Below are 11,559 nucleotides of genomic sequence, written 5' to 3'. Positions count from 1 at the left end.
TACCACTCACGACCGGCCGACCACCGCCATCCCGTCGGGGTCGAGCGCGAGCCGCACGGCGTCGCCGGCGCGCAGGTCCGCCGCCGCCGGGGCCACTGCGTCCACTGTGGACTCGTTGAGCCGGACCACCAGCCGCACGTGTTCCCGGCGGTGCACCGCCGCCACGACCTCGCCCGGCACGCCGTCCGGGGCCACCTTCAGCGCGTGCGGCCGCAACCCCAGCCGCACCGGGCCGTCGCCGACGTCCGGGAGGACCAGGTCGCCCAGGTCCGTGTGCACGCGCCCGGCCGCCGCGGTGCCGTCCACGAACGTCGTCACCCCCAGGAACCGGGCCACGTCGTCGTCCGCCGGGTTCCGCCACACCCGGCGGACCGCGCCCTCCTGGCGGACCTCCCCCGCGTCCAGCACCGCGACCCGGTCGGCCAGGGTGAACGCCTCCTCCTGGTCGTGCGTCACCAGCAGGGCGGTGATCTTGCTGCGCCGCAACAGGTCCGCCAGGTCGATCGCCAGCTGCTCGCGCAACCCGGCGTCCAAACCGGACAGTGGCTCGTCCAGCAGCAGCAACCGCGGCTTCGGCGCCAGCGCCCGGGCGAGCGCCACCCGCTGCGCCTGGCCACCGGACAGTTCCGTCACCCGGCGCTTCTCGAAGCCGGACAGCCCCACCAGCTCCAGCAGCTCGGCCACGCGCGGCGCCCACTGCGCCCGCGGCACCCCGTGCATCCGCAGGCCGAACGCGATGTTCGCGGCGACGTCACGATGGGTGAACAGCTGACCGTCCTGGAACACCAGGCCAAAGCCGCGGCGGTGGACCGGGACCGCGCCGAGGTCCTCGCCGTCCCAGCTCACCGAGCCGCGGGCCGACGGCTCGAGGCCGGTGATCGCGCGCAGCAGCGTCGACTTGCCCGAGCCCGACGGGCCGAGCAGGGCCAGCACCTCGCCGTCGGCGATGTCCAGGCGGGCGTCGCGGACCGCCACGAACGTTCCGTAGTGGACAGTCAGGTCCCGTACCGACAACGCCATCAGAACTCTCCCACCCCGCCGCGCCCGAGCCGGTCGATCAGCGCGACCGCCAGCACGGTCACGAGCATCAGCAACGCGCACGCCGCGTAGGCCATCTGGTTGTTCAGCTCCCCCGGGCGCGCCATCAGCGTCGCGACCGCCACGGGCAACGTCGGCGCCGTCGGCCGGGCGAGGAAGCTCGTCGCGCCGAATTCGCCCAGCGCGACGACGAAGCCGAAGCCCGCCGCCGCGACCAGCGGCCGCAGCGTCAGCGGCAGGTCGATCTCCCGCCACACCCGCAGCGGGCTCGCCCCGAGCGTCGACGCGGCCTGCCGCAGCCGGACGTCGACCGAGCGCAGCACCGGCAGCACCATCCGCACGACCAGCGGGATGATCACCAGTGCCTGGGCCAGCGGCACCAGGTAGGGCGACGTCCGGAGGTCGCCGGGCAGCGCGTCGAGCGTCACCAGGTAGCCGAACCCGACGGTCACCGCGGACACCCCGAGCGGCAGCATCAGGACGGCGTCCATCGTCTCGCCCAGCCCGCGCGCGGCTTTCGCGGGCGACCGGCGCAGCGCCACCAGCACCACGGACGCGACCACGCCGACGACCATCGCGAGCAGCGTCGCGTCGACGGCCACCTTGAGCGAGTTCAGCGCGGCGTCCCAGCCGGACACCTGGAGCGCGCCCTTCTCGCCGGTGCTCGTCAGCGCCCGGTACCCGGCGAGGCTCCAGCCGTCCTCTGTGGACAGCGATTCGGCGAGGAGCGCCACGATCGGCGTCACCAGCAGCGCGAGCACGACGCCCGCGGCGCCGACGACCCACCATTCGCCGCCCCTCGGCCGGCGCGCCCCGCCGGACCCGGTCCGCGCGCCCTCCTTGCGCCGCCGCGCCAGCCCGCCGAGCACCAGCGCGGCGACCACGGCCGCGAACTGGATCAGCGAGAGCGCGGCCGCGCCGGAGAGGTCGAGGAGGTCGACGGTCCGCAGGTAGATCTCGGTTTCCAGGGTCCGGTAGCGGGCGCCGCCGAGGATCAGGACGACGCCGAAGCTGGTGGCGCAGAACAGGAACACGACGGCCGCGGCGGACGCGACCGCCGGGGCGAGCGCGGGCAGCGTCACCGACCGGAACGCCCGCCACGGCGACGCGCCGAGCGCCCGGGCGGCGTCGGCCGTCCGCGAATCCAGCCGCGCCCACAGCCCGGCGACGGTCCGCGCGACGACGGCGACGTTGAAGAAGGCGTTGGCCAGCACGATCGGCAGGACACCGCCGTCCGGCCAGAGCGCCCGGAACGCGAGGCCGACGACCACGGTCGGCAGCACGAACGGCACCAGCACGAGCGTCCGCGCCAGGCCGACGCCCGGCAGGCGCACGCGGGCCAGCAGGAACGCCACCGGGAGGCCGGCCAGCACCGCGACGACCGTCGACCCGGCGGCGCTGGCGACGGTGAACAGCGCCAGCTGCCAGGTCCGCGGGTCGCCGAGGACGACGTCGAGACCGCCCGCGGCGAACCCGCGGCCGACGATCGCCAGCACCGGCCAGGCGAAGAACACCACCAGGAAGCCGATCGGGGCCAGGCCGAGGAGGGCCAGGCCGAGGCCTCGCGCGGTCCGAGGTGGGGCTAGGACTGGTGCTTTTCGGGGGCTCCGGGTGGCGGAGCCCCCGGCCCGAGGCGGAGCCTCGGATGTCACTGCACGAGCGTGCGCCATTCGCCGATCCACTTCTCGCGTCCGGCCTGCACCTGGTCCGCGGGCAGCGTCTGCGGCTTCTGCGGCAGCGGCGCGGCCTGCGCCCAGCCCTGCGGCAGGTCGACGCCCTGGCGCGCCGGGTAGACGTACATGTTGGCCGCGACCGTCGCCTGGAACTGCTGCGAGAGCAGGAAGTCGACGACCTTGCGGGCGTTCTCGACCTGCTTGCCGCCCGCCAGCACGCCGGCGTACTCGACCTGCCGGTAGCACGTGTCGAGCAGCGCCTTGGTGCGCGGCTTGCCGTCGTCGCCGATCTCGGCGGCGGGCGACGACGCGTACGAGACGACGATCGGCCGCGGCCCCTTGCCGGACGAGCCGGAGAACTGCTTGGTGTAGGCCTCTTCCCAGCCGCTGACCACCTTGACGCCGTTGGCCTTCAGCTTCGCCCAGTAGTCCTTCCACCCGGCGTCGCCGTACTTGGCGATGGTGCCGAGGAGGAACGCCAGGCCGGGGGACGCGGTCGCCGGGTCCTCGGCGACCAGCAGGTCCTTGTACTTCGGGTCGGCCAGGTCGTCGTAGCTCGACGGCGCCGGGATCCCCTTGGCGGTGAAGTAGTTGGTGTCGACGTTGACGCAGACGTCGCCGACGTCGACCGCGGAGAGCCGGTGCTCGGGGTCGACGGCGTAGCGCTGGGGCCCGCGGTCGGCTTCGGGGCTGGTGTAGGGCTCGAAGACGCCCTCGGTCAGCGCCCGGGAGGCGAAGGTGGAGTCGACGCCGTACGCGACGTCGCCGATCGGGTTGGCCTTCGTCAGCACGAGCTTGTTGGTCAGCGAGCCGGCGTCGCCCTGCATGAGCACGGAGATCTTGATGCCCGACTGCTTCTGGAAGGCATCAAGCACCTCCTGCGGCGCCAGGAAGGAGGCGTGCGTCACGAGGGTGACGGTGGGCGTCTGCTGCGTGCCACCGTCACCGTCCGACAGCGAGCACCCCGCGGCGACCACGCCGACGACGGCAACGGCCGTCGCAGCCCTGCGTTTCATCTACCCTCCTGCACTTCGCCGGACGCGGAGGGAAGCCCTCCCGTCGCCGGCATGATCCGGTCAGGTGCGAACGGTCGCGGATACCCGCCTCTCAGCCCGGCACCCGCCGGACTCCCGTGGCAACCGTGCAGCGTAGTCCAGGACGCAGGACGATGGAGACATGACGGAAATCTTGAGCGACTCCGAGGCCGACGCACGATTGGGCGCGGGCTGGACGCGGTCCGGCGCGGTGATCTCCCGCGAGGTGGAGCTGTCGAGCTTCCCCCGGGCGATCGAGGTGGTGAACCGGGTGGCGGAGCTGGCCGAGGCCGCCGACCACCACCCGGACATCGACATCCGCTGGCGCACGCTGACGTTCCGGCTCTCCACGCATTCGGCGGGCGGCCTGACGGCGAAGGACTTTTCTCTCGCGGCCCAGATCGACGCCGTCCTGGTGTGACCCTGGTTACGCTCAGTGCACTTTTGCCTGCCCCCGACGTCTCCCGGTTACCGGAACCTTCGGAAGGGAGAACAGAGATGACGCAGGCAATCGTGGTCGGAACGGCAGCTTTTGCCACGATGGTGGCGGCGGCCGGCGGGGTGCTCTGGTTCACCGTCCGCAACCGCCGCCACCTGGACAGCTGAGAGTTCGATCACAGCGGCTAACGCGGAGCATGATCGAGGCGCTGATCCTGCGGAAGCATCGGTTTTCGCCCGTAGGGAACGCCATGAACAGCACCGCTCTCACCGCCGCCCAGCGCGCCTGGATCAACGCCCTCGCCCCCGCGGTGGTGCTGATCGCGATCGCCCTGCTGGGCCTGCTCGGCTAGTCCGCTCCGAGCTCGATCTGCCCGGGCGGCGGAAACTCGGCCGGGAGCTCGTCTTCCGTGCCCCAGTATTCGAGGCAGGACAACCGGCCGTCGGCGACGAACACGATGAGACCGCCGCCGGGCGCGTCGGCTTCGACCGCGACCGGGATGTCGGCGACCTCCGCGACCGGCAGCGTCCGGTCCACCTCGAGGTCGATGCTCGGGCACCCGCAGCCGCACCGCCCGGTCACCCGGGCGGTGGCGGCCTGCGCCCGTAGTTCCACCGCGCCCGGGAAGTCCGCCGCGAGCAGCGTGTCCAGCGTCGTCCGCTCGTTCGCGGTCAGCGGGCGGGCCGCCATCAGTAGCGGGCCATGTTCGGGATCGTCTTCTCGGCGACCCCGATCAGGTCCTCGACCTTCGCCACGTCGGCCGTCACGTCCTCGGCCGTCACCGAAGGCGCCTCGGACGAGCGGTAGGCGACCTCGTTGCGCCGCACCCGCATCCGGTTGAAGGGACGCAGAAGCGGCCCCAGCGGCGGATCGAGCTGCGCGAGAACCGCTTCGTAGACGGCGACGTGACCACCCCGGCTCGTCGCGCGCAGGCCTTGGTTCTGCAGGACGGCTGCCAGTGCGCGGCGAGCGCCGTCGTACAGCAGTGTGTAGGCGCCTTCGGGGTCCGAGTTCAGCAGCTGCCGCGCCGAATCGACGTGGGTGCGAGCCCGGGCGATCTCCGTATCGGCGACGTCCCGTGAAGCCGGGACGCGTTCGAGGGAGCCGCGCGCGAGGAGGGCGTCGATCGTGGCGCGGCCCTGGTTCCAGCGGGTCATCCTGCCTCCTGAGAGAGCGGCAGCGGGACCAGCGGACGCTCGCGCACGCTGGTGAGGAACGGATCGGTGCTGCTCTCCGCCGCCCACGATTCCGGCGAGATGCGGTGGACGTTGACCTCCCGGTCCAGCCGCCGCGAAACACCCTCGGCCAGATCGAACAGCGCATCCGGGTCGGGCGACCCGACGACCAGGACATCGACGTCACCCGGAGGCGGCCCCGCTTCCCCGCTGTAGCGCGCGGCCCAGGACCCGTAGATGTAGGCCTCGCGCACGCCGGCGAGGCCGGACAGCGCCTCGGCCAGCAGTGGAAGCGGCCCGAAGGTGACCGCGATGACATCGCTGAGCGGCCGGTAGAGCGGAGTGTCCGTACGGGCTTTGACGAGCCGGCTGCGGCCCACCCGCCGGTCTTCCAGGATGCCCCCGCCGACGAGCCGTTCGACCTCACGCAACACGGTGGTCGCCGAGACCCCGAAGGCCCTGGCGAGCTCGGTGATGCTGTACTCGCGCTCCGGGTGGAGGAGGACCAGCGCGAGCAGCTCACCCTGCATGCGCGACCGCAGTAGGGGCAGCAAGCTCGGCGAAGCTTTCATTGGACGCAGTATATCCTGCGTCCAATGAAAACAACAGTCGGTAGCCGACGCTCACATTGAGCGGCCGACCTCCCCGAGTTCAGGTCGTCGAACAGCCGCCGGCCGTGTAACAGATGATCGAGCCGACACGACTTCGAGCCGGTAGTTGCGGTGATCGCCGATCCTCGAAGGGCGGGAAGAACCAGTGGGCTTCCAGACCCCGCTTTACGAACTGTCCGAATACCTGAAGTGGACGACGAGCGGGAGGATCCAGCTACCGGACTTCCAGCGCGGCTACAAGTGGGAGGACGAGCGCATCCGCCAGTTGCTCGTGACCATCCTGCGCGGCCACCCGCTCGGCGTCGTCATGCTGCTGAAAACCGGCAATGACCAGGTGCGGTTCAAGCCCAAGCCGCTGGAGGGGGCGAGACCGGCACCGGACGCCGTTCCGGACCTCCTCCTCTTGGACGGGCAGCAACGGCTCACCTCGCTGACCCAGGCCCTCACCGGCGACGGTGTCGTGGCGACGATGGACGGCCGTGGCAAGCTGCTCAGCCGGCGTTACTACGTCGACATGGCCCTGGCCCTCGAGGGCGAAGACCGCATCGACGAAGCAGTCATCTCCGTCCCGGGGGACGGTTTCGAGCGCACCAACTTCGGCAAGGACATCGTCCGGGACCTGTCCACACCGGAGAAGGAACGTGCCGGCGGTTGCTTCCCGCTCCGGTTGCTGTTCGCCGGCGCCGAGACCGTGAACTGGTTGTTCGCTCTCGAGGACAAAGAGCAGGCCGCGCAGTTCCACGCCCGGGTGGTCCAACCCGTCACCACGTACAACATTCCCGCGATCGAACTGGACAACTCGACGAGCAAGGCAGCGGTCGCCACGGTGTTCGAGAAGGTCAACACCGGCGGCCTGTCCCTCAACGTGTTCGAACTCCTCACCGCGACTTTCGCAGGCGACAAGGACTACTTCAACGCCACAGGCGCGGATTTCCGGCTGAACGACGACTGGAAGGAAACCGAAGCCAAGTTCTCCTCGTATCCGGTGCTCTCCGGGCTGGAGAACACGGATTTCCTGCAGGCCGTGACCCTGCTCGCAACGCTGAAGCGCAATCGGGCGGCCGGCGCGGGTACCCGGCCACCGGCTGTCTCGGCCAAACGCGAGGACGTCCTCAAGCTCACGCTGAACGACTACCTCGAATGGGTCGGACCGCTGCGCGAGGCGTTCATCTGGACAGCCGACTTCCTCGCCGACCGGCACATCTTCGATGCACGTTTCCTGCCCTATCCCAAGCAACTGGTACCGCTCGCCGCGATCAAGGTCGTGATGGGATCCGACGCGGACCTCATCGGCCCGCGAGAACGGATCACCCGCTGGTTCTGGTGCGGCATCCTCGGTGAGCTGTACGGCGGCGCCATCGAGACCCGGTTCGTCCGCGATCTCGAACTCGTCCCAGCCTGGGCGCGCCGCCATGACGGCGCGGCAACCCCCAACACCGTGCAGGATGCGACGTTCGTTGAATCGAGGCTGCACTCGCTCAGGACGAGGGGTGCGGCCGCGTACAAGGGGATCTACGCGCTGCTGCTCGGCAACCATGCTCGCGACTGGATGGAAGACAAAGCGCTGGACAAAGTCCAATACGTCAACCTTTCGGTCGACATTCACCACATCTTCCCCAAGAAGTGGTGCTTCGAACACGGCATCGACGACGAACGCCGCGAGAGCATCGTCAACAAGACTGCACTCTCGGCGCGCACCAACCGGGCGATCGGCGGCGCAGCGCCATCGAAGTACCTGCAGTTGATCGAGCAGAAGGCGCAGATTTCGGCCGACTCGCTCGATGCCTTGCTCGGATCCCACTGCGTACCGGCCCAGAAGCTTCGAGCCGACGACTTCGACGGCTACTTCGCCGACCGCCGCGAGTCACTGTGCAAGCTGGTCGAAGAGGCGATGGGCAAACCCGTCCCCCGTGACGTCGATGCCGGAGAGGCCCAGGAGGACTCCGCCCGATTCGCGACCGCGGAGGTCAGCGAGAGTCCGGACGAGGCGGACTGAGGCCGACGCAATACCACCCGTCTTCGTGCGGGAAGCCCTCACTTCCCGCACGAAGACGGTCACACGTTGAAGCGGAACTCGACCACGTCGCCGTCGGCCATGATGTAGTCCTTGCCCTCCATGCGGACCTTGCCCGCCGCGCGGGCGGCCGCCATCGAGCCCGCCTGCATCAGGTCGTCGTAGGAGACGATTTCCGCCTTGATGAAGCCGCGCTCGAAGTCCGTGTGGATGACGCCCGCCGCCTGGGGGGCCGTGGCGCCCTGGGGGATCGTCCAGGCGCGGGACTCCTTCGGGCCCGCCGTCAGGTACGTCTGCAGGCCGAGCGTGTGGAACCCCGCGCGGGCCAGGGAGTACAGGCCCGGCTCCGGCTGGCCGACCGACTCGAGCAGCTCGCGCACCGACTCCTCGTCGTCCAGCTCCAGCAGCTCCGCCTCGACCTTCGCGTCGAGGAACACCGCGTCCGCCGGCGCGACCAGCTTGGTCAGCTCGTCGCGGCGGGCTTCGTCGGTGAGCACCGACTCGTCGGCGTTGAAGACGTAGAGGAACGGCTTCGTCGTCAGCAGGCTCAGCTCGCGCAGCGCGTCGAAGTCGACTTCCTTCTGCGCCTGGAAGAGCGTGCGCCCGGCGTCGAGGATCTCCTTCGCCTTCTGGGCGTTGTCCAGCGCGGGCTTGTTCTCCTTCTTCGTCCGCGCTTCCTTCTCCAGCCGCGGCAGCGCCTTGTCGAGCGTCTGCAGGTCGGCGAGGATCAGCTCGGTGTTGATCGTCTCGATGTCGCTCGACGGGTCGATCCGGCCGTCGACGTGCACCACGTCGGGGTCGTCGAAGACGCGGATGACCTGGCAGATCGCGTTGGCCTCACGGATGTTCGCCAGGAACTTGTTGCCCAGCCCGGCGCCCTCGGAGGCGCCCTTCACGATGCCCGCGATGTCCACAAAGGACACCACGGCCGGGACGATCTTCTCCGACTTGTGCAGCTCGGCCAGCTTGTCCAGCCGGGGGTCCGGCAGCGGCACGACACCGACGTTCGGCTCGATCGTCGCGAACGGGTAGTTCGCGGCGAGCACGTCGTTGCGGGTCAGCGCGTTGAACAGGGTGGACTTGCCGACGTTGGGCAGGCCGACGATACCGAGGGTGAGGCTCACGACCCCACAGTCTACGTGTCCGCCCCGGTCGCGCCCCACGCACCCAACGCCGTGGCGGATTTCCGCCAGCGACCGCGCTGACCTGCTGGCATGCTCGGGTCAATGGTCACCGAAACGCTCTCCCTCTGGCGCGACGCCGAACGCTGCTACCGCGTGGTCACCGCCCGCGACTCGCGCTTCGACGGCCAGTTCATCATGGCCGTCCGCACCACCGGGATCTACTGCCGCCCGTCCTGCCCGGCGTCGACGCCGAAGGTGCAGAACGTCCGCTTCTTCCCGACGTCGGCGGCGGCGCAGGCCAACGGCTTCCGCGCCTGCCGCCGCTGCCTGCCGGACGCCGTGCCCGGCTCGCCGGACTGGAACGTGCGCGCCGACCTGGCCGCGCGGGCGATGCGGCTGATCTCCGACGGGACCGTCGAGCGCGAAGGCGTCCCCGGGCTCGCCCGGCGGCTCGGGTACTCGGAACGCCAGCTCGGCCGGGTGCTGACCGCGGAGCTGGGCGCGGGCCCGCTCGCACTGGCCCGGGCACACCGCGCGCACTCGGCGAGGCTGCTGATCGAGATGTCGGAGCTGCCGCTGACGGACGTCGCCTTCGCGGCGGGTTTCTCCAGCGTGCGGCAGTTCAACGAGACGATCCGCGAAGTGTTCGCGACGACGCCTTCGCAGCTTCGCGCCTTCGCGGCGTCCCGGCGTGGACGACAGAGCGACGTCACCGGGACCCGGCTCAGCCTGAGGTTGCCGTTCCGGCCGCCCTTCGACGCTTCGGGGCTGCTTCGCTTCTTCGCGGACAACGCGGTGCCGGGCGTTGAGGAAGTGACGTCGGAGGCCTACGCGCGCACGCTGCGGCTCTCCCACGGCACCGGTGTCGTGCGGCTGACGCCTTCGCCCGACCACGTGCGCTGCGAGCTGATGCTCACCGACCTGCGCGACCTCGGCAGCGCGGTCAGCCGGGTGCGCCGGCTGCTCGACCTGGACGCCGACCCCGCGGCCGTCAGCCGCGTGCTCGGCGCGGACCCGGCGCTGGCCCCGGTGGTCGTGGCCGTGCCGGGGATGCGGGTGCCGGGCACGGTGGACGGCGAGGAACTGCTGCTCCGCGCGGTACTCGATGTCGTGCCGCCGCTCGGCGACGAGGTGCCGGGCGAGTGGGGCGTGACGCGGCTGTTCCCAACCGCGGCCCAGGTCGCCGCGGCCGTGCCGGGCAACGCCGCGATCGCCGCGTTGGCGGAGGGCCGGCTGGACGTGCACGTCGGCCGGGACGCGGCGGAGCTGCGCGCCGAGTTGCTGACGTGCGTCGACCTGCCGACCGCGGACTACGTGGTGATGCGGGTCCTCGGCGCCCCGGACGTGCTGCTCGCCGACGACCCCGCCGTCCGCCGCGGCGCCTCGGGCCTGGGCATCACGCCGGAAACGCTCGGCGAACGGGCCCGGGCGTGGACGCCGTGGTGCTCCTACGCCGGGATGTACCTCCGGCGCGCAGCCGCTTAGCCCTGTTCGCCCTGCCACAGCACGGCCTGGGCGACGATGACCTGCTCGCCGTCGTAGGTCGCGGCCGGCGAGCCGTACAGGCGGTAGCCCAGCTCCAGCGCCTCGCTGACCCGGTGGCAGAACTTGGCGTCGTCCGGGCCGGTGAGCATGCGGTAGCGGGGCAGGCCGTTCGGCGGCTGGTCGGTCATGGCTTCATCTTGGCTCAGTGCTCAGCCCGCGCGCACCTCCAATGTGGAGCCCGTGCGGGACTTGCGGACGCGCAGCCGGGTCGGGATGCGCTGCCGCAGTTCCTCGACGTGCGACACGAGCCCGACCACCCGCCCACCGGCCCGCAGTTCGTCGAGGATGTTCATCACGACGTCGAGGGTTTCGGCGTCCAGCGTGCCGAAGCCCTCGTCGACGAACAGCGTGTCCAGGAGCGCGCCGCCGGTCTCCCCCGCGACGACGTCGGCCAGCCCCAGCGCGAGGGCCAGCGACGCGAGGAACGACTCGCCGCCGGACAAGGTCTTCGCCGGCCGGATGGTGCCCGAGTAGTCGTCGAGCACGTCGATGCCCAGCCCGCCGCGGGTGCCGCGCGCGCCGGCCGCGTCCGAGTGCACGAACGAGTACCGGCCCTGGCTCATCGTGCGCAGCCGGTGCGTGGCCGCGACCGCGACTTCCTCGAGGCGTGCCGCCAGGACGTACGACCGCAACGACATCTTGCGGCTGTTCTGCCCGCGCCCGTTGACGACCTCCGCGAGCGCCCGCAGCTCGGCGTACTGCGCTTCGGCCGGCGCGAGCCCGGCCAGCGCCTTGCGCAGCAGCGCCGCCAGCCGGGTCAGCTGCTCGTGCTGCGCGGTGGCCACCCGCAGCGCCGCGTACGCGGAATCGGCGCGGGCCCGGGCCAGCTGGGCCGCGGGGGGGGGGGGGGGGGGGGGGCGGGGGGGGGGGGGGGGGGGGGGGGGGGGGTGTGGGTGGTGTGGGTGT

General features: G+C 71.1%; 11 protein-coding genes and 1 pseudogene. 3 read left to right on the top strand and 9 right to left on the bottom strand.

Annotated features, from left to right (window positions below; genetic code table 11):
* Nucleotides 1-6: 6 nt before the first annotated feature.
* The 3 genes from ACWEVN_RS41550 to ACWEVN_RS41540 all read right to left on the bottom strand — a co-directional run bounded on the left by ACWEVN_RS41550 (nucleotide 7) and on the right by ACWEVN_RS41540 (nucleotide 3,727).
* Nucleotides 7-1,020, bottom strand: coding sequence for an ABC transporter ATP-binding protein (locus tag ACWEVN_RS41550; RefSeq protein WP_452054939.1), 1,014 nt, complete (start codon nucleotides 1,018-1,020; stop codon nucleotides 7-9).
* The gene (locus ACWEVN_RS41545) at nucleotides 1,020-2,576 is read right to left on the bottom strand and encodes an ABC transporter permease (protein ID WP_452054940.1); all 1,557 of its coding nucleotides are present in this window, start codon (nucleotides 2,574-2,576) and stop codon (nucleotides 1,020-1,022) included. Before ACWEVN_RS41545 ends, ACWEVN_RS41550 begins: the two co-directional genes overlap by 1 nt.
* Before the next feature lie 110 nt (nucleotides 2,577-2,686).
* On the bottom strand, nucleotides 2,687-3,727 hold the full coding sequence (locus ACWEVN_RS41540; protein ID WP_449684628.1) for a thiamine ABC transporter substrate-binding protein: 1,041 nt from the start codon (nucleotides 3,725-3,727) through the stop codon (nucleotides 2,687-2,689).
* A 160-nt stretch (nucleotides 3,728-3,887) separates the two neighbouring features.
* Between ACWEVN_RS41540 and ACWEVN_RS41535 the strand changes: the two genes are divergently transcribed.
* Entirely contained in the window at nucleotides 3,888-4,166 is a 279-nt protein-coding gene (locus ACWEVN_RS41535; protein ID WP_449684629.1) for a 4a-hydroxytetrahydrobiopterin dehydratase, read from the top strand.
* A 366-nt stretch (nucleotides 4,167-4,532) separates the two neighbouring features.
* Here ACWEVN_RS41535 and ACWEVN_RS41530 read toward each other — a convergent pair whose 3' ends face one another.
* From ACWEVN_RS41530 to ACWEVN_RS41520, 3 genes are read right to left on the bottom strand one after another with little or no spacing between them, the layout of a single operon-like run.
* A complete protein-coding gene (locus ACWEVN_RS41530) occupies nucleotides 4,533-4,874 on the bottom strand; it encodes a hypothetical protein (protein WP_452054938.1) in 342 nt (113 codons plus the stop codon).
* Complete coding sequence (locus ACWEVN_RS41525) at nucleotides 4,874-5,341, bottom strand: hypothetical protein (RefSeq protein WP_452054937.1); 468 nt, start codon at nucleotides 5,339-5,341, stop codon at nucleotides 4,874-4,876. The genes ACWEVN_RS41530 and ACWEVN_RS41525 overlap by 1 nt, the downstream gene beginning before the upstream one ends.
* Nucleotides 5,338-5,931, bottom strand: coding sequence for an ArsR family transcriptional regulator (locus tag ACWEVN_RS41520; RefSeq protein ID WP_452054936.1), 594 nt, complete (start codon nucleotides 5,929-5,931; stop codon nucleotides 5,338-5,340). The genes ACWEVN_RS41525 and ACWEVN_RS41520 overlap by 4 nt, the downstream gene beginning before the upstream one ends.
* A gap of 184 nt (nucleotides 5,932-6,115) precedes the next feature.
* Here ACWEVN_RS41520 and ACWEVN_RS41515 point away from each other — a divergent pair, with 184 nt between their 5' ends.
* The gene (locus ACWEVN_RS41515) at nucleotides 6,116-7,966 is read left to right on the top strand and encodes a GmrSD restriction endonuclease domain-containing protein (protein WP_452054935.1); all 1,851 of its coding nucleotides are present in this window, start codon (nucleotides 6,116-6,118) and stop codon (nucleotides 7,964-7,966) included.
* Nucleotides 7,967-8,025: 59 nt separating this feature from the next.
* On the opposite strand, the gene ychF is transcribed toward ACWEVN_RS41515, so the two are convergent.
* On the bottom strand, nucleotides 8,026-9,108 hold the full coding sequence (gene ychF / locus ACWEVN_RS41510) for a redox-regulated ATPase YchF (RefSeq protein ID WP_449684633.1): 1,083 nt from the start codon (nucleotides 9,106-9,108) through the stop codon (nucleotides 8,026-8,028).
* A 102-nt stretch (nucleotides 9,109-9,210) separates the two neighbouring features.
* Here ychF and ACWEVN_RS41505 point away from each other — a divergent pair, with 102 nt between their 5' ends.
* Nucleotides 9,211-10,593 carry an AlkA N-terminal domain-containing protein gene (locus tag ACWEVN_RS41505; RefSeq protein ID WP_452054934.1) on the top strand — a complete coding sequence of 461 codons (1,383 nt, stop codon included), beginning with the start codon at nucleotides 9,211-9,213 and terminating at the stop codon, nucleotides 10,591-10,593.
* Here ACWEVN_RS41505 and ACWEVN_RS41500 read toward each other — a convergent pair.
* Both ACWEVN_RS41500 and ACWEVN_RS41495 read right to left on the bottom strand, forming a co-directional pair.
* Nucleotides 10,590-10,781, bottom strand: a complete 192-nt coding sequence (locus tag ACWEVN_RS41500) for a DUF1737 domain-containing protein (protein WP_308673855.1) — start codon at nucleotides 10,779-10,781, stop codon at nucleotides 10,590-10,592. The genes ACWEVN_RS41505 and ACWEVN_RS41500 overlap by 4 nt on opposite strands.
* A gap of 21 nt (nucleotides 10,782-10,802) precedes the next feature.
* Nucleotides 10,803-11,489, bottom strand: a pseudogene (locus ACWEVN_RS41495) (SbcC/MukB-like Walker B domain-containing protein); the annotation flags it as partial.
* Nucleotides 11,490-11,559 lie beyond the last annotated feature (70 nt).

Source organism: Amycolatopsis sp. NPDC003861 (assembly GCF_053605405.1).
This window is presented reverse-complemented; position numbering and strand designations above follow the sequence as displayed.

Coding starts and splice junctions, on each gene's coding strand:
- ACWEVN_RS41550 (WP_452054939.1), bottom strand. CDS start 1,020: ATGGCGTTGTCGGTACGGGACCTGACTGTCCACTACGGAACGTTCGTG.
- ACWEVN_RS41540 (WP_449684628.1), bottom strand. CDS start 3,727: ATGAAACGCAGGGCTGCGACGGCCGTTGCCGTCGTCGGCGTGGTCGCC.
- ACWEVN_RS41535 (WP_449684629.1), top strand. CDS start 3,888: ATGACGGAAATCTTGAGCGACTCCGAGGCCGACGCACGATTGGGCGCG.
- ACWEVN_RS41530 (WP_452054938.1), bottom strand. CDS start 4,874: ATGGCGGCCCGCCCGCTGACCGCGAACGAGCGGACGACGCTGGACACG.
- ACWEVN_RS41525 (WP_452054937.1), bottom strand. CDS start 5,341: ATGACCCGCTGGAACCAGGGCCGCGCCACGATCGACGCCCTCCTCGCG.
- ACWEVN_RS41520 (WP_452054936.1), bottom strand. CDS start 5,931: ATGAAAGCTTCGCCGAGCTTGCTGCCCCTACTGCGGTCGCGCATGCAG.
- ACWEVN_RS41505 (WP_452054934.1), top strand. CDS start 9,211: ATGGTCACCGAAACGCTCTCCCTCTGGCGCGACGCCGAACGCTGCTAC.
- ACWEVN_RS41500 (WP_308673855.1), bottom strand. CDS start 10,781: ATGACCGACCAGCCGCCGAACGGCCTGCCCCGCTACCGCATGCTCACC.